The organism is Vibrio sp. YMD68 (genome assembly GCF_029958905.1).
GTDB lineage: Bacteria > Pseudomonadota > Gammaproteobacteria > Enterobacterales > Vibrionaceae > Vibrio.
Map to the genome: position 1 here is coordinate 365,043 of NZ_CP124613.1, position 16,615 is coordinate 381,657.

The following is a 16,615-nucleotide window of genomic DNA, read 5'->3' on the forward strand; positions in this document are numbered from 1 at the left end:
AAGGCAGGTCATAGAGTGCGATTTACACTGTGAATCGGGCTTTAAATCTGCAAATTGATAGCAAAGCCGAAGGTTGAATAGCATTCACCTTCGGTTTTTTTATCGACTTTCTCTGGCAAGACTTTCAAGAAAACAAATAGCGATGACACGGTTAGTCATCGGCGAGGATTGCCGATCTCTTGATGTAGTCCGTACATTAAAGCCTGAAACTAGATAACAAAAATTAAAGCTAAGAGAATAAGATTGAAACTTATTGGGAATGTTCAATGTCAGAACCTCTATTTCTAACGAGGTTGTGTCCATTTATTATTTAGAGAATCATGCCTACCTTGCTATGTTAGCTTAAACTCGACTTACTTTTGTTATGTGGCACCAAAGCTGGTTCAAGGTTGAATAGCTCGTTGTTATTTCTAGCATGTATCCGTGCTTGATTTCGCATCTGCCAGTTCAACTCGGGCATCATCAGAGTCAGCAGACTCTCAGATCCTAGGTGAACCTGATCATTAGTTTCGCTGTCGTCTAAGCAGATGATATCGACATTATTAAGCACAGTGGACTGATCATAACCATGTAAATGGTCTCATACTAAGTGACGGACAAAACTTGCGGCGATATAGTATTAGGGGCCTTTGAGAATAAACACAATCGAGCGCTTTCCCCCTCATTTCATCACGTTCGGCAAGTTGAACAACCGCTATCAGATTCAATGCCATACAGATCCAAATTTAAGATAAAAAAACCAAATAAAACAATATGGTGTCTATAATTATTGTCATACGAAGCAGAGACTTCGAGTCAAATGAATAAGGACATTCATGAGCACCTCACTGGCTAAGACTATATCTATTTTAACGCTGTGTGTATTCGCAGCTATCCTTACCTCTGCCCACGCAAATCAATTTGTAGGGAGTGATGCTTGTGTCGACTGTCACGAGGAGGCTTACCAAGCCTGGCAAGGCTCTCACCATCAACAGGCAATGCAGCACGCGACTCCTGATACTGTGCTAGGTGACTTCAGCGATTTTAAGTTTGAGTTTGACGGTAACATCAACCGATTCTTTACACTTAACAATCAGTTCTTGGTCAATATACAAGGGCCAGATGGGCAATGGCATGACTACCAAATCAAATACACTTTTGGGGTCGCCCCACTTCAACAATATATGGTTGAGTTCGACGATGGCAGAGTCCAACTGATTCCTTTTGCATGGGATTCACGGCCTAAAAATCAAGGAGGACAGCGTTGGTTTCACCTCTACCCGAATATGACTCCCAAAGATGAGTTTTATTGGACCAACACTGGTCAAAACTGGAACTTCATGTGTGCAGATTGCCACTCGACCAACCTTGAAAAAAACTATAATGCTGGCACAAACACTTATAAAACAACATGGTCTGAAATCAGTGTGGGCTGTGAAGCGTGTCATGGTGCGGGGCAAGCTCACCTTGAGTGGGCCAACTCAAATCAACCATCAGCAGCACACTTTGGCTTCGACCGAGATCTATCCAAAGCGGTAAAAGAGTGGGTTTTTAAAGAAGGAGGCTCAACCGCACAGCCTCTTGCCATTGAGGACACTGACCAATTGGCAGTGTGCGCGCAATGCCATAGCCGAAGAGTTCAACTCAACGAAATCAACGATCATGTCTCTGGTCATTTTCTAGACCGCTACTTGCTGAGCACAATTACCCCAGAGTTGTATCATCATGATGGTCAAATATATGATGAGGACTACGTCTACGGCTCGTTTCTACAATCAAAAATGGCTGAAAAAGGAGTAAGTTGTACCAATTGCCACGACCCGCACAATGCGAAATTAAAAATACCAGAGGAAACGGTCTGCGCTCAATGTCATTCTCCGCGAGAGTACAGCTCAGATAACCACACGTTCCACTTACCCAATAGCGAGGCGTCAAAGTGTACAACGTGTCATATGCCTGAAACGACTTATATGCAAGTTGACCCCCGACGCGATCATAGTTGGCAAATCCCAAGGCCAGATCTTTCTATGAATATCGGTACCCCCAATGTGTGTGTGAGTTGCCACGAGGACAAAACCAATCAATGGGCCAACAGTGCTTTAGAGAGATGGTTTCCAAACTCAAAATATCGAAGTTCACAACACTTTTCGATCGCCTTTTATGCCTCAGCCATCAATCATAATAGTGCTGAAAATGCACTGTCATATATTGCCCAGAATTCGGGGGAGAGTGCAATAATTCGAGCATCAGCATTGCAGCGAATAGCGAATCACCCGGGGAAAAATAGCTTGGTGGCATTAGCTCGAACCATGAAACATCAAAACGAACTCATTCGCTTAGGTGCGGTTCAAGGAGCCATTAATTATCCTTTCGAGCAGAAATGGCAGCTATTGGCTCCTTTACTAGAAGATTCTGTTTATGCTATTCGAACAGAAGCTGCGGGATCATTAGCCAGACATTGGCAGTCCATGACGCCTGATCAGAAAAAGCGTATTGAGCCTGCACTTACAGAGTATTTAGACATTCAGAGTTATAATAGCGATAGAGGCTTTGGAAGAACCAATCTTGGCAACGTCTATCGAGCGCAAGGAAAGATCGATAAAGCCATCTCATCCTACACCTCTGCCATAGAAATTGAACCGTACTACCCTAACAGCTATATAAACTTGGCCGATTTATACAAGTTAACAGGACAAGAAAAGTCAGCGTTAAATGTACTCAAGCAAGGACTCGATGCTCAACCTTCCTCTGGAGTCTTTATGTATTCCATCGGATTGTCTTTGATACGACAAAAAAACAAGAATGAAGCCGTCAGCTACTTTAAGCAGGCCACGCACGTTGAACCAGAAAATGCACAATATTGGCTCATTTATGGACTTTCATTAGAGCAATCTAGCCTGACACAAGCCGATTCAGCACTAGCCAAAGCTTACAGTCTGAGCCGAGATCCAAATCATTTGTATGCACGCTGTGATCTACAAGTTAGGCACAAATTTAAAACCGCACAAAACTGTATCAATAAGCTTGCGCCTTTCGCCCCTGATAATGTGATTTCTCAGTTGAAGACTAAGTTACATTCGACTTCAAATACGACCAAGTGAATTTTTTATCGCGACTAGACTAATCGGTTGGTATGCTATCTGGACTTTTTAGGTATAGAGCAATAAGCAACGAAGTCTATGCGTCAGTCCATATTGGATGAGAGCTTCAAGCTGATTAATGAACACAGGGTTGTTGGTGTTGGACTTATGAAGATCACCAACGCGGCAGAAGGCACCAAAGATTCTTTTTACCACTACTTTAAGTCAAAGAACATTTTGGCGAAACCCTACTTGGTCATTACTTTGATAACCACGTATCGATATTAGATGGTTATATGAGTGATGCGGCAACGACTCGCCATTAAAGAGAGATGGAGTACTTTACGTTCTGGAGTGGCTCTAAACTGACGGGTGAAATATCAGGTACTTCCAACCAGATGCAATCCACAATGTCGGAAGGTGCCGATTTAACATCGCCGATCCTCAGTCACTGCCTCGCACACTTTATGGGTTATGGCTTGGCTCAACACGCATGGTCTCAATGTCAATAAATCGAGCGATTCTCGATACCGCCATGCAAGAAATGGGTTTCTCAATCAGCCAGATTTAACTCAAATATCACAAAGGGCCCGCTGTGAGGGCCCTTTCATTTGGCGCTTTAGATTAAGATTAGTTACCCACACCACCATTATTTGTGGCTGGTATTTCGGGTGTAAGAGGCGGCCACTCTTTGAAAGTCGCTAAATGCTGTTGCACTGCCGCTTGTACTGGGCCAAATGCCCACATTTTTTGCCCCATCCATTTTAGATACATTCCAGACTCTTCCGCAGCTCTTTCATAAGGGTCTCGACGAAGGTTAAAGAGTAATGGTGCATTTAACTCCTCTTTAGCGCCACCCCAACCATGATTCTGCACTACAAAATGGGCTTTCCAATCACCAAAACGTACAGCCTGAAGTTTATCACGCTCATAATAGAAGATTTCATTACGATTCGATTGGCTATCCTTCGTGAGCATATCTAACTGATTATAGCCATCGAGATGAGCTTTGAAGCCATCATGACCTTTCAGTAGTTTCTCCTTCAGATCGCTAGGACCACCGGCCGCAGCCACCAATGTTGGTAACCAGTCCATACCATCAAATATGCCGTTATTCACTGAGCCTGCTGGTATTTTATTTGGCCAACTGACCAACGCAGGAGCTCTGACTCCTCCCTCCCAAGTCGTTCCTTTTTCACCGCGGTATGGCGTCATGCCGCCATCTGGCCAGGTCATAATTTCAGGGCCATTGTCCGCAGTGAATATCACGATGGTATTGTCTGCTACACCTAGCTCTTCTAGCTTTGCAAACATTTCACCAACATGGTCATCTAAATCCTTCATGACCACTTCTTGGAGCCCCCAACCATTTTTTCCAAGCATTGCTTCATATTCTGGCGACAAATGCGTCCAAACATGGCCTCTTGAAGGACAATACCAAGTGAAAAAAGGTTTATCGGCTTTCACTGCTCTTTCAATGAAGTCAATGGCATGCTTATTCACTTCATCATCAAGGGTTCTCATTCGTTCAATCGTGAGTGGGCCATCGTCTTTAATGGTTTGCTTTCCTTTACCGTCGGATTGCGCGTGAATGACATTACGAGGAGCAAATTTCTGGAATGCAGGATCCTCAGGCCAATCGGGATCTTCGGTGTATTCCATTGCATTTAAGTGATACAACCACCCCCAGTACTCATCAAATCCATGCATAGTAGGGAGAAACTCGTCGCGATCTCCAAGATGATTCTTACCAAACTGGCCAGTCACATAGCCCATCGTTTTCAAGATTTCAGGTAACGTTGGCGTATCCGCATGAAGTCCTACAGGTTCTCCCGGTAGTCCGACTGTATGCATGCCTGTTCGCACCGGTAGTTGTCCAGTTAGAAAAGCAGAACGCCCAGCGGTACAGGAAGGCTGGGCGTAATAATCGGTTAGCATCACGCCATTTTCTGCGATACTATCTATATTCGGTGTTTCACTAGACATAACTCCGTTGTGATAAGCGCTGACATTCGAGATACCGATATCATCAGTAAAGATAACGAAGATATTTGGCTGTTCTTGCGAGGCTAACCCTAATGCAGACCAACTCGCCAATATACCCAAGATAATGAGATGTAATATCCTTTTCATATGACGTCCTTATTCAGTTTCAATCTCTTCTTTTTGAATCATCTTCATACCAACGATTCCAAACCCCAGTTCCAGTAATAAATAAGCGGATAAGAGCCAATGAGGCATACCATCCGAAACGAGGCTAATCACGCGTCCAATAGCCAAACCGAACATAAAAATGACTAAACTATAGAGGGCGTGTAACCTCATATTGTTGCGAAGTGCTCCCATTACCCAAAAGGCAGCCAAGGCGAGATATAGCCCCATCACCGCTCGGAAGATATGAGTGACATTAATCGGAGTTGCATCAATGTTGAACAAAATGTCCAAAGATTCGGCAGGTGAAAAACCATATGACAGAGCAATCGGCGTCAAGCCAAACGCAGCAACGATCAAGAAAACACTTTGAATTTTCATATAATTACACCTACTCTCCCTGTTCCATTCAAATCTTAGTAGACGAGAGAAAATAAACAAGTTGCACACTTATATTTATTATTAATTTATTTGTGCTATACGATTGGCCTTAAGCCGCACATGAATGCTCGGCTCGACATGCTTGGAGAAGTTAAGCCAACCAAGGCATAAGGAATTAAAGGGTCATATATGACCCTATATGTGTTCTTAAGGAAGAAGGTGAACAGGTCACTATTTAATTTCCCTGGACGGTAGCAAAACGCAAGACCTATACGTATTTTCCATATATAGAGCATAGCTTTATGTAATTGTTCATCAAATCCAATAGTCTGTGATTAACGAAGAGTCCCTAAATGATTATCGAAACTTTTTTGCCGACCGAGATTCTCCCTGAACTGAGTTTACCATCTTAGTAAATGCACGATCTTTCGCTCTTCTCTCTGCTAACGTCGCACTATTGTGTGCTTCTTCCCGCAAAAGTTTTTTGTAATTGTTTAAACGCCTAGAAGACAACTCACCGTTTTCTACCGCTTGTCTAACCGCACATTTAGGTTCATCCTCATGCAGGCAGTCACTAAAACGGCATTGAGAAGCGAGTGACTTAATGTCGGCAAAAGTGAGTTGGATCCCTTCTTTAACATCGCTAAGTTGCAACTCTCGCATGCCCGGCGTATCCATCAATAAACCACCGCTAGGTAACCACTTTATCGCACGATAGGTCGTTGTATGGCGACCTTTACTGTCTTGCTCACGAATACGCCCTGTTTCCATTTCATGGTGTGCAAGTAAGCTGTTAACCAATGTCGACTTTCCTACGCCAGAGGAGCCAAGAAAGGCAATAGTCTTACCTTTCTGACAGTAGGTTTCCAATACAGACACGTCCTGGGTATCTAATGCGTTCACACAGTGAACACTTAATAATGCATCAAGTTTTTGAACTTGATGTCGAATCTCATCTGCATCACGACATAAGTCGGCTTTAGTTAGAATAATGATAGGTTCAACGCTCGCTTCATTTGCCAACGCTAAATAACGCTCAATTCGATTTAAACTGAAATCGTCATTTAATGAACTTACGATAAAAACACTATCAATGTTGGCGGCAATTAGCTGACGCTTGAGAGCGCTGCCAGCGGCCTTACGTTGGAACAATGATTGTCTTTCGAGTACACGTATTATTCGTTCTGGAGTAAATACCACCCAGTCTCCCACGCAAATGGAATCGAGTTTAGGTGGGAGATTAAACCGCAAAGTCTCTTTGTCACTCATCAGTACAACGTCTGATTTATGATGTTCGACAATTCGGCCAAGCAAGCAGCTCTCTAGTTCTTCCAGAGAAAGCTGCTGTTGGAAAAATGGTCGCATACCTAAGTCAAGTAATGCTGGAATGCTCATGTTATACACCTACCAATAAATTGGGTTATCAATTGCTTTTAAGCATGCGGGTTTGCCCGCTACTTTAGGGATGGTTTCGCCGACTAAAGATCGCGCGAGCCAACCGTCGGGATATGACAAGTCTCGCGGAGATTGAATCAAATCCTGGCTGATTGGGGCAAATCCTGTTTTCGAGTAAAAGTTAATATCGCCATAAGTGATCACAACGGTGACGCCTTTTTCTTTTAACGTCTCTAGCCCGAACTGGATTAACCCTTGGCCAACACCCTGCCCGTGACAATCGGTAGCAACCGCGACAGGTGCTAATAGAAAAATGTTTTCACCATTCGGAAAGGTCAGTCTTGAGAAGAAGATGCTGCCGACAATGCGTTCATTTTCATCTTGAGCGACAAAAGTGTATAGGTCTTCTTTGTTAGCGGGCAAAGTGAAAAAGTCTTCAGCTAGTTTCGCGATTAACGCACCTTCTTCTTTACCTTCTGAATCAGAAAATGTGTGATTGAATAGTGTACTAATTTCTTGAGTTTGTTCTGGTTTGTATAAAGCGTAGTTCATTTTTGTTTCTCTAGTTTGAACGTTTTAAAACAAAGTACTGATAGGTAAAGTCTTTTGCAGCCGTTCGTTCGTAAATTGAGATCTCTTTTTCAATATCTACTAACGCCTGGGACTCAGGCATAACTGGCTTTAATTCCTGAACTCTTTTTTTCAACGGAAACCAGTAGTTCTGCCATGCATCGACTTGTAATGAAAAGTGTTCTACTACGTCATAGCCTAGCTTTTTGAATAAGGCCAGCCGCTTAGGTATTGATTGAATATCTGGGTAGTCTGCCTGCCAAAATTGTTTTGTCTCTTCATCAGGAAAGTCTGTGAGCCAGACTAAGTCACTTACCATGAGCACGCCATGCTCTTTTAACAGAGGCTTCCATTGTTTTAATGCGTTCTCCATCCCCATAATGTATACGCACCCTTCAGCCCAAATGGCATCAAAGCTCTTCGCCTGAAATGGGAGTTCTGTCATTGAGGCGAAAACAGGAGAAATTCGGTGGTTAAACTGTGCGTTTTGGATTTTTTCATTGAGCTGTTCGATAGCGATAGGCTCATTGTCCACTGCTGTAATATGTGCTGCACTGTTCTCTGCGAGTAATAATGTTGAGGTGCCAGTGCCACAACCAATTTCTAAAATATCGGTCATTGTCTCGGCCGCTATCAAAGACATTGCTTTTAAAGAGTCCTTCTGACTGCCGGGTCCCCAACGTTCTAACGTTTCAAAGACCGTCATAAAGTCTTTCATGTAGCTATCGTGCTCGTTCATGTCTTTTGACAACCACTTTAATCTGAGCGCTTCTTTGTCACTGTAGCCCTGGTTGTTTAACCAATTGAGGTAAACGCTTGGCGCATTTTTATTCAACGAATTATGCAGTTCTCTTTGTGAGCGCTCGCCAAGTAACCCCAGTAGCAACTCACGAGCCTGTTCTTTTTTCTCGATGTCATCGTTCAGTTGAATTAACCGTTCTCGCAAGATGCGCTTGTCTAACTTTGCTTCTATACAGCATTGGCACTCTTTGAGCGTTAATCCTGCGCTTTGGAGTTGTTGAATAAGAAACAATTGCTGCATGTCACTTTCGTTGTAATAGCGATAGCCATTCTCTAGGCGGTGCCCATTAATCAACCCGAGTTTTTCGTAATAAAGCAATGTCGTGCGCGAGAGGCCCGCCTTCGTCGCTAATTCTGAAATTAAGTACATGCCAAAGTTGACCTATATGTTGTTAATAGGCAGTCAGTATGAACTGTAGAGTAGTAGACAGGTCAAGTAGATGGGTGAGATTTTTTGCACGAATGTGAGGAGATGTAGATAGAGTGGCCAATAACCGAAGAGGTCGTTGTTTTTTTGTGAACCAACATGTTAAAGAAAAAGCGCTATGATAAACCGGCTTGGTGTGTTTGGAACGCTGTTACTGCCCATGGATCTTTGCTTTCTTCGTGCCAGATAGCACTCTAGGGAACTTGATTTGAATTCATTCATTGAATTGTACAATGCACCGATTGCATCCCAATGCTTGACAATGAAGGTTGATATTGACGGTTTCGACACTGAAACCGTCTGTGCTTTTGGGGCTTTATCTAAGACAGAGATTGCATCAATTTCCAGGCGATAAACAACATGATAACGCCAAACAAGAGGTCGATGATTCGCTGAACTTTTGGTCTATTTAGAATCGGGGCCATTTTAGCCGCTACCGTCGATAGACTGAAAAACCAGAAGAAAGAAGCCGCGACAATCCCAAGTGCGAAGGGCAGACGGTCTGGTTGAGCGTAGCTTGCGCCAATGGAGCCGAGCACAACAAAGGTGTCTAAATAGACGTGTGGATTGAGCAAAGTGACGGCCAGTGTCGCCGAAATGACCATGGTTCGAGACATGACTTTCTGGTTGGCTTTGAATGCGTCACTATGAAATTTCCATGCTCTGTGCAGCGAACTCAGCCCATAGAACGACAAAAACAAAACGCCAGCGCAAGTAATGACAGTCAGCGCGAGTGGCGAAGCGGTGAGTAACTTACTGCCACCAAATATTCCCGCAAAGACCAACAATGCATCACACATTGCACAGATAGCCGCAACAATTAGATGATGCTGCTTTTTAATTCCTTGATTCAATACAAAGGCATTTTGCGCACCAATTGGGATAATCATTGCCGCGCCCATTCCAAATCCTTGTAGCCATACCCAAGTGCTCATGTTTTTATCCGTTATGTTTGATTTTTCGCTAGATTATGCGATAAACATAAATAAGTAACGCTAATTAAATTAATGCCTGATAAGGAGATCTAATGTGAGTGTGGATTACAAGGCCGTTGCCGCTTTAGACGCGGTCATTTCGCTAGGCAGCTTTGATTTGGCGGCGCAGAAACTATTCATTACTCAATCGGCCATTTCACAACGAATTAAACAGCTTGAGCAAAACATGGCTCAGCCTCTGCTTATTCGTTCGGTGCCACCGAAACCGACAGAAGCAGGACAGCGATTGTTGGGGTTATATCAGCAAGTGAAGTTGCTTGAACAAGAGTGGTGGCCAGACAAACGGTTATCAGTCACTGAGCTGAGTTTAGCCAGTAATCATGACAGCCTAGCACTGTGGTTGTTGCCTGCGCTGAGGTCGGTGCTGAGTGCCCATGAGATCTCGCTCAATATCGTGATGGGGGATGAAAAACATACGCTAGAAAAGTTACGCAGCGGTGAGGTGTTAGCCGCGATCAGTGCTGAGGAAATGCCATTAAAAGGGTGCAGCAGTGACTATCTTGGGCAGATCAATTACCGTTGTGTCGCCAGCCCAGATTTTTACGAGCGATACTTCTTTAATGGCGTAACCAGTGAAGCTCTAAAAGCGGCACCTGCTGTTATCTTTGATCAATATGATGAGATGCATCATCGTTTTCTAGAAGCACACTTTGGTCTTAAAGAAGGGCAATGGCGCTACCATACACTGCGATCCCCAGAAGCGTTTATTACGATGGCGGAATTGGACATTGGCTATGGAATGATTCCTGATTTAATGATCGAAGATAAACTAAAGAATGGCCATTTAGTGGATCTGTTGCCTAATCACGGCTTTGCCCGCGATCTTTATTGGCATCGTTGGGCATTAGAACAAGGAATCCTCGCCGAGGTGACTGACGCAGTACTAAACAAGGCTAGCTTTCTGCCTCAATGCCAAAAACCGAATGGGGTGTATTGATCGTTGCCACTCGCTTGCTGAAATGATGGTTGGTTTAGTAGGCTCTCTAAACGATGGCTGATATGATTGGTCTTGTTATATTTTGGTCACGATATTCTGGAAGCAATGAAGCGGAAATAATCAGAGCAAAAGCAGTGAACGTGAATGACGCAAGGAGAACCTGTGCAGTACGTAACGATTAAAGAAGCGATTGTTGAGCAGATTGCATCCGGTATGCTCTCTCCAAGACAGAAACTACCTTCAGAGCGTAAGTTGGCGGAGTCGTTTGATACGACTCGTGTTACGTTGCGCGAAGCGTTGTCATTGCTAGAGTCAGAAGGCACGATCTATCGAGAAGATCGACGAGGCTGGTTCATATCGCCGACGCCATTGCACTATGATCCGGCTCAAACGCTCAACTTTACCAATAGGGCATTGGCCCAGAATCGAGTTCCTAAAACAGAAGTCGTCGCGGCCAAAAGTATGCTGGCGAATAAACAGGCTTCGAGCTTACTCAATCTCGGCCCTTTCGCGAATGTTATCCGTGTTGATAGAGTGCGTTTTTTGGATCAGCGCCCAGTGGTGTATGTGACCCATTATATGTCCCCTGAGCGGTTTCCCAAATTACTAGAGCATGATTTTTCACTGTCGCTAACGGACATTTACCGAGAGCATTATGGTGTGATTTACCACAAAGCGCAGTATCGAATATCCAGCCGTTCCTTGGTTGGAGAAGTCGCGCAAGCATTACGTGCCACACCGGGCGCACCCGCTATGGTGGTTGAGCGAGTGAACTATCACGCAAATGGCGATCTGATTGATTGCAGTATTGAGTATTGGCGTCACGATGCCATCTGCATTTCGTCCGTCTCAGAGCTAACTCAGCTTTAGATCTCACTCAGATTTAGAGCTAATAAAGCGAGATTGGTTTCGTGCCGGTGGCTTATTAACCGCAAACCCTAATATTTTTATTGGGGTTTTTTATTGGTTTTTTTATTAGCGGCTAGACCATGAGACGGTATTGTCACCTACACTGTTAATTCTATAAAAAAGGAGAAACTCTCATGATCACAGCGCTTTATGCGTCAGTTCTCGCCAGTTTAATGATTTGGCTATCCGTACAGGTAATCAAGCAGCGGCGGAGTAATAAAATTGCCTATGCTGATGGCGATGTAGAAGCACTTAAAATCGCTCGGAGTGCACACAGTAATGCGAGTGAATACATTCCGATCACATTAATCTTGATGGCATTGTTAGAGCATAACGGCATAGGGCTATTGTGGATTCATGGGATAGGAAGCGTTTTTGTGATGGGTAGAGTGATGCACGCTCGCGCTATTTTGAGTAACACGTTACCGGGCAGAAAAACAGGAATGCTCATGACTTTTGCCACAATGGCGTTGTTGGTTGTATTGAATCTTCTCTACTTGCCAGTCGATCAGCTATGGTGATTTCCATTGGCCGTCAATATGATTCACGCTAGCAATTCAATGTTCTAATGAATAATCCTTTTCGCCATGAAACTGTTTCATGGCGTCAAAGTAAACTGTAAGTACTCTCTATATTTATCAAATTGCCAATTTGGCACCCCACCCAATGTGATTAAAATCACGCAACTGACCTCTAAAATCCTCAATACTCAATCTGTAAGCGGTTTCAAGCGCCGCGCCCAGATTGAAAATTAGAGGTTCCATTGGCAACGATAAAGCATGTATCTGAATACGCAGGTGTTTCACAAGCCACTGTATCTAGGGTCATTAACGGCACTAGCAGAGTCAGTCATGACAAGAAGCTAAAAGTAGAAAAAGCCATACAGCATTTGGGGTATCGCCCCAACTCAATTGCGCAAGCATTAGCATCAAGTCGTACCGGCAGCATTGGCATTATTGTTCCTGAGTTAGGTGGGCCTTTTTTCTCTGAAATTTTACACAATTTGGAAGGTAACTTTCGTCGCTTTGGCTACCACGTTGTGGTCACCGCAGGATCAAATACCGAACAAGGACAGCAAGAGTCAGTTGAATTTTTATTAGGTCGTCGTGTCGATGCTATCGTCCTGCACGCTCAGCAGCTTACCGATGACTATATAATTTCTCTAGAAGAACAGGGTGTACCAATTGTATTGATAAACCGATTTATTCCAGAGATTTCGACTAGCTGTATAGATGTTGATAACGAGCTTGGGGGCAAACTTGCGACTCAACATCTATTAAAAATGGGGCACCGCCAAATCGCTTGTATTACAGGGCCACTCGATAAGTCAGATGCGCGGGGGCGTCTGCAAGGGTATCGAATCGCTCTGGAAGAAGCGGGTTTGCAATATAACGAAGCGTTGGTTTCTGAGGCGGGCTTTACGGAAGAAACAGGTGTCAGTGCAATGAAGAAATTACTTAAACGTGAATGTGAATTTACGGCGGTATTTGCTTCGAATGACCACATGGCATTTGGGGCGTACGAAGTGTTAAAAGGAGCAGGAAGGTCAGTGCCAAAGCAGGTATCACTGGTTGGCTTTGACAACATTCTTTTTGCTCGTTATCTCACTCCGGGGCTGACCACGATTAACTTCCCCATTGAACAGATGAGCGTAGAAGCCGTACAGCTCGCTATTCAAAAACTCAATAAAAATAAAAGAGACGTGAACTTCAAATTATCACCCAGGCTGGTGGTACGAAATTCGGTCAAGGACCTACTCAATACCCTATAAAAATATTAAGGATAACACATGAAATTTAAGACCTTAGCGCTTGCTAGTGCGGTTGCTCTTGGACTTGCTGCTACCGCTCATGCCGCAGACAATCAAATTCGTTTCGATGGCTTTCCCGATTTTGATAGCAGCTTGAAAGTACTGCTGCCTGATTTTGAAAAGAAAACAGGCATCAAAGTGGATTACCTAATGAACAACCACGGTGATCACCACACTAAGCTGACGACTAACCTAGCAACAGGTTCTGGTGCGGGTGATGTCATCGTTGTTGACGTTGAAAAAATCGGTCCATTTGTCGCGTCTGGTGGTCTTGTTAACCTGTCTGAAAAATATGGTGCCGATAAATTTGAAGAAAGTTTTGCACCGTATGCCTGGGCGCAAGGTAAAGGCGCTGACGGCGGCATGTACGGTATCCCAGTGGATCTAGGCCCTGGTGTTATGTATTACCGTACCGATGTGTTTGAAAAAGCGGGTATTGATGTCGAAGAGGCAATCAAAGATTGGGATTCTTACATTGCAGCAGGTGTTAAGCTAAAAGAGCAAAACGTACAGCTTATCGCTTCAGCGGCGGATGTGGCTCAAGCCATTATCTTTACCACCGTCCCTGAGGGTGAAGGCCTTTACTTCGATAAAGACGGCAATCCGGTGGTCACTTCTGAGCGTTTCGTGCATGCCTTTGAAGTTGCTAAACAGATTCGTGATAAAGGCCTAGATGGTCGTATTCTGGCGTGGTCAAACGAATGGTACGAAGGCTTCCGTAACGGTACGTTCGCAACACAACTTTCTGGGGCATGGTTGTTGGGTCACCTAAACAACTGGATTGCACCCGATACCGCAGGGAAATGGGGTGTAGAGAACCTTCCTGATGGTATTTACGGAAGCTGGGGTGGTTCATTCCTTTCAATTCCAACCCAAGCGTCAAACCAAGATGATGCGTGGAAACTGATTGAATACATGACGACGGATCGTGACGTTCAACTTAAGAGCTTTGAAACGATTGCGGCCTTCCCATCGAACACAACAACCTACGATGACCCAATGTTTAAAGAAGGTGTTGAGTTCCTAGGTGGTCAACAAGCTCGTCTACTTTTTGCTGAAGTTGCTCAGAATATCAAGCCTGTACAACCAGCAAAAGGCGACCATGTTGCTCGTTCAATCATCTTAGAAAATGCGTTGATGGAAGTGCTGGATGAAGGAAAAGACATTAATGTCGCTCTTAGTGAAGCTGAGCGTTTAATTAAACGTCGTACACGTAATCTTTAACCCATCATTTTAGTAAGTAGCCAAGAAGGTGTGTCAACGCACCTTCTTGGTAAGAGGTCGTTACTATGAGTCAAGCAGCGAGCAACGTCATGGAAGCATCAGAAAGTAAAAGCTTTTTTTCTCGTTTGAATTTGAAAGCGCTTACACCGTATGGATTCCTACTGCCGTTCCTGATCATTTTTTCTGTTTTTGGGATTTTCCCGTTACTGTTTTCAATCTTTCTCTCGTTCCAAGTGTGGAACCCTGTTGAGGGGATGGATGCAATGCGATTTGTGGGGTTTGAAAACTATCACATTGCATTGACTGACCCGTGGCTGTGGCGTTCATTGAAGAATACACTTTGGCTGGCCGTCACGTCTGGCGTCGCGCAGCATTTAGTGGCCATTCCTGTCGCTTATATTCTGGTTTCAATGGGTGATCGAATGCGTCACTGGTTAACCTCTGCGTACTTTTTACCGTTCATCACATCGACGGTGGCGGCATCGTTAATCTTCTTCAACATGTACTCACCGAACTCTGGAATCATTAACCAAACCTTGATCGCACTGGCTGACAGTTCGCTATTGGGTTGGGCTTTTGCATGGGTTAACGATTACCAACCGATTCGTTGGTTGGATGATGCAACCATGATCAAGCCTTCTATCGCGATCATGATTTTCTGGAAATACACCGGTTTTAACATCGTTTTATACACCACAGGTTTGATGACGATTCCCAAAGAGATTTTAGAAGCGGCTCGTATGGATGGTGCGAATGCTTTCCGTCGTTTCTGGAACATCTCATTACCCATGATTCGTCCATTTGTCTTCTTTGCCATCACGATGACCATCATCGGCAACTTACAAATGTTTGAAGAACCGTTCGTCTTAACTCGTGGCAGCGGTGGTGTCGGCCAATCAGGTCTCACTATCTCAATGTATCTATATAAAGTGGGTTGGGAATGGCTTGAGATGGGCACAGCCTCTGCTATTTCATGGTTACTCTTTGCTTTAATCGCAACCTGTACCGCAATTCAATTCTTATTCTTTGGTAAAAAAGGGTTAGGGGAATAATAAGATGACGACTTCAACTCAGGTAAAATCATCGCCTCTATCAGGGCTGACGCCAAGCGATCGCACCATTCACATCATGACTAAAGTTGCGATGGTGATGCTCGCAATACTGCTGATCATTTCAGCCATTATTACGGTCTTCCCATTTGTATGGTCAGCGCTATTATCAACCCGTGACCGCTCTGAAATTTTCGGTTCAGGCATCAGCTTTGCTATCGGCGACAGCTTAATGGTCAACTACGCAAAACTGCTAGAGATCATGCCGTTTTGGAAAGCGATGTTTAACTCAATTTACGTGGCTTTCTTAGGCACAACGATTTCATTGCTGTTCTGTAGCATGGGTGGATATGCGTTTGCGGTATTCAAGTTTAAAGGTAAGAACTTTCTGTTCGGTATGCTCGTGGGTTCAATGGCGATTCCGCCCGTGTTGAGCCTGATTCCATACTTCATGATCGTCAAATTCCTAGGGCTGCTTGATAACCACATTGCGGTCTGGCTTCCGTTCACGACAACGCCATTTGGTATCTTTTTAATGCGTCAGCACGTGATTGCATCAATTCCAAAAGAGCTATTAGAAGCGGCTAAGCTGGATGGTGCTGGTGAGTTTAGAACGTACTGGAGTGTGGTTCTTCCGTTGATGAAACCCGCATTGGCCACGCTTGCTATCGTGCAGTTTGTTTTCTTTTGGAACATGTTTATGCAGCCGTTGGTTGTGCTTAATAACCCAGACAACTATGTCATCACACAGGCTCTGCGAAGTGTACAAGGTATTCCGAATACACCTTGGGGCGCGGTGATGTTGGGGACGACTATCTCTATCTTGCCGTTGGTTATTACCTATCTGTTTGCTTCTAAGCAGATGATTTCAGGGCTTACGTCTGGCGCGGTTAAGGGTTAATTAGGA

Annotated in this window: 14 protein-coding genes and 1 pseudogene; 9 read left to right on the top strand and 6 right to left on the bottom strand. The window is 44.2% G+C overall.

From position 1 onward, the window contains the following. Positions 1 to 815: 815 nt before the first annotated feature. Positions 816 to 3,080 carry a multiheme c-type cytochrome gene (locus tag QF117_RS01585; RefSeq protein WP_282385745.1) on the top strand — a complete coding sequence of 755 codons (2,265 nt, stop codon included), beginning with the start codon at positions 816 to 818 and terminating at the stop codon, positions 3,078 to 3,080. Between the two features lie 78 nt (positions 3,081 to 3,158). Further along, positions 3,159 to 3,630 (top strand): annotated as a pseudogene (locus QF117_RS01590) (TetR/AcrR family transcriptional regulator). A 59-nt stretch (positions 3,631 to 3,689) separates the two neighbouring features. On the opposite strand, the gene QF117_RS01595 reads toward QF117_RS01590, so the two are convergent. The 6 genes from QF117_RS01595 to QF117_RS01620 all read right to left on the bottom strand — a co-directional run bounded on the left by QF117_RS01595 (position 3,690) and on the right by QF117_RS01620 (position 9,686). Next, a complete protein-coding gene (locus QF117_RS01595; RefSeq protein ID WP_282385746.1) occupies positions 3,690 to 5,192 on the bottom strand; it encodes an arylsulfatase in 1,503 nt (500 codons plus the stop codon). A 9-nt stretch (positions 5,193 to 5,201) separates the two neighbouring features. Then, on the bottom strand, positions 5,202 to 5,591 hold the full coding sequence (locus QF117_RS01600) for a DUF4345 domain-containing protein (RefSeq protein WP_282385747.1): 390 nt from the start codon (positions 5,589 to 5,591) through the stop codon (positions 5,202 to 5,204). 357 nt (positions 5,592 to 5,948) lie between these two features. After that, entirely contained in the window at positions 5,949 to 6,986 is a 1,038-nt protein-coding gene (gene rsgA / locus QF117_RS01605; protein ID WP_282385749.1) for a ribosome small subunit-dependent GTPase A, read from the bottom strand. 9 nt (positions 6,987 to 6,995) lie between these two features. Further along, on the bottom strand, positions 6,996 to 7,538 hold the full coding sequence (locus QF117_RS01610) for an N-acetyltransferase (protein ID WP_282385751.1): 543 nt from the start codon (positions 7,536 to 7,538) through the stop codon (positions 6,996 to 6,998). 10 nt (positions 7,539 to 7,548) lie between these two features. Beyond that, on the bottom strand, positions 7,549 to 8,727 hold the full coding sequence (locus tag QF117_RS01615) for a MerR family transcriptional regulator (RefSeq protein ID WP_282385752.1): 1,179 nt from the start codon (positions 8,725 to 8,727) through the stop codon (positions 7,549 to 7,551). A gap of 377 nt (positions 8,728 to 9,104) precedes the next feature. Then, the gene (locus QF117_RS01620; protein WP_282386104.1) at positions 9,105 to 9,686 is read right to left on the bottom strand and encodes a LysE family transporter; all 582 of its coding nucleotides are present in this window, start codon (positions 9,684 to 9,686) and stop codon (positions 9,105 to 9,107) included. A gap of 127 nt (positions 9,687 to 9,813) precedes the next feature. On the opposite strand from QF117_RS01620, the gene QF117_RS01625 reads away from it, so the two are divergent. The 7 genes from QF117_RS01625 to QF117_RS01655 all read left to right on the top strand — a co-directional run bounded on the left by QF117_RS01625 (position 9,814) and on the right by QF117_RS01655 (position 16,609). Further along, positions 9,814 to 10,716, top strand: a complete 903-nt coding sequence (locus QF117_RS01625; RefSeq protein WP_282385753.1) for a LysR family transcriptional regulator ArgP — start codon at positions 9,814 to 9,816, stop codon at positions 10,714 to 10,716. Between the two features lie 162 nt (positions 10,717 to 10,878). After that, entirely contained in the window at positions 10,879 to 11,586 is a 708-nt protein-coding gene (gene phnR, locus QF117_RS01630; RefSeq protein WP_282385755.1) for a phosphonate utilization transcriptional regulator PhnR, read from the top strand. 173 nt (positions 11,587 to 11,759) lie between these two features. Continuing rightward, positions 11,760 to 12,146 carry an MAPEG family protein gene (locus QF117_RS01635; protein ID WP_282385756.1) on the top strand — a complete coding sequence of 129 codons (387 nt, stop codon included), beginning with the start codon at positions 11,760 to 11,762 and terminating at the stop codon, positions 12,144 to 12,146. Between the two features lie 242 nt (positions 12,147 to 12,388). Continuing rightward, a complete protein-coding gene (locus tag QF117_RS01640; protein WP_017034790.1) occupies positions 12,389 to 13,396 on the top strand; it encodes a substrate-binding domain-containing protein in 1,008 nt (335 codons plus the stop codon). A gap of 18 nt (positions 13,397 to 13,414) precedes the next feature. Further along, entirely contained in the window at positions 13,415 to 14,659 is a 1,245-nt protein-coding gene (locus tag QF117_RS01645; protein ID WP_282385760.1) for an extracellular solute-binding protein, read from the top strand. Between the two features lie 65 nt (positions 14,660 to 14,724). Then, positions 14,725 to 15,711: a sugar ABC transporter permease gene (locus tag QF117_RS01650; protein ID WP_017034788.1), complete on the top strand. Its 987-nt coding sequence runs from the start codon at positions 14,725 to 14,727 to the stop codon at positions 15,709 to 15,711. 4 nt (positions 15,712 to 15,715) lie between these two features. Beyond that, positions 15,716 to 16,609, top strand: coding sequence for a carbohydrate ABC transporter permease (locus tag QF117_RS01655; RefSeq protein WP_282385765.1), 894 nt, complete (start codon positions 15,716 to 15,718; stop codon positions 16,607 to 16,609). Positions 16,610 to 16,615 lie beyond the last annotated feature (6 nt).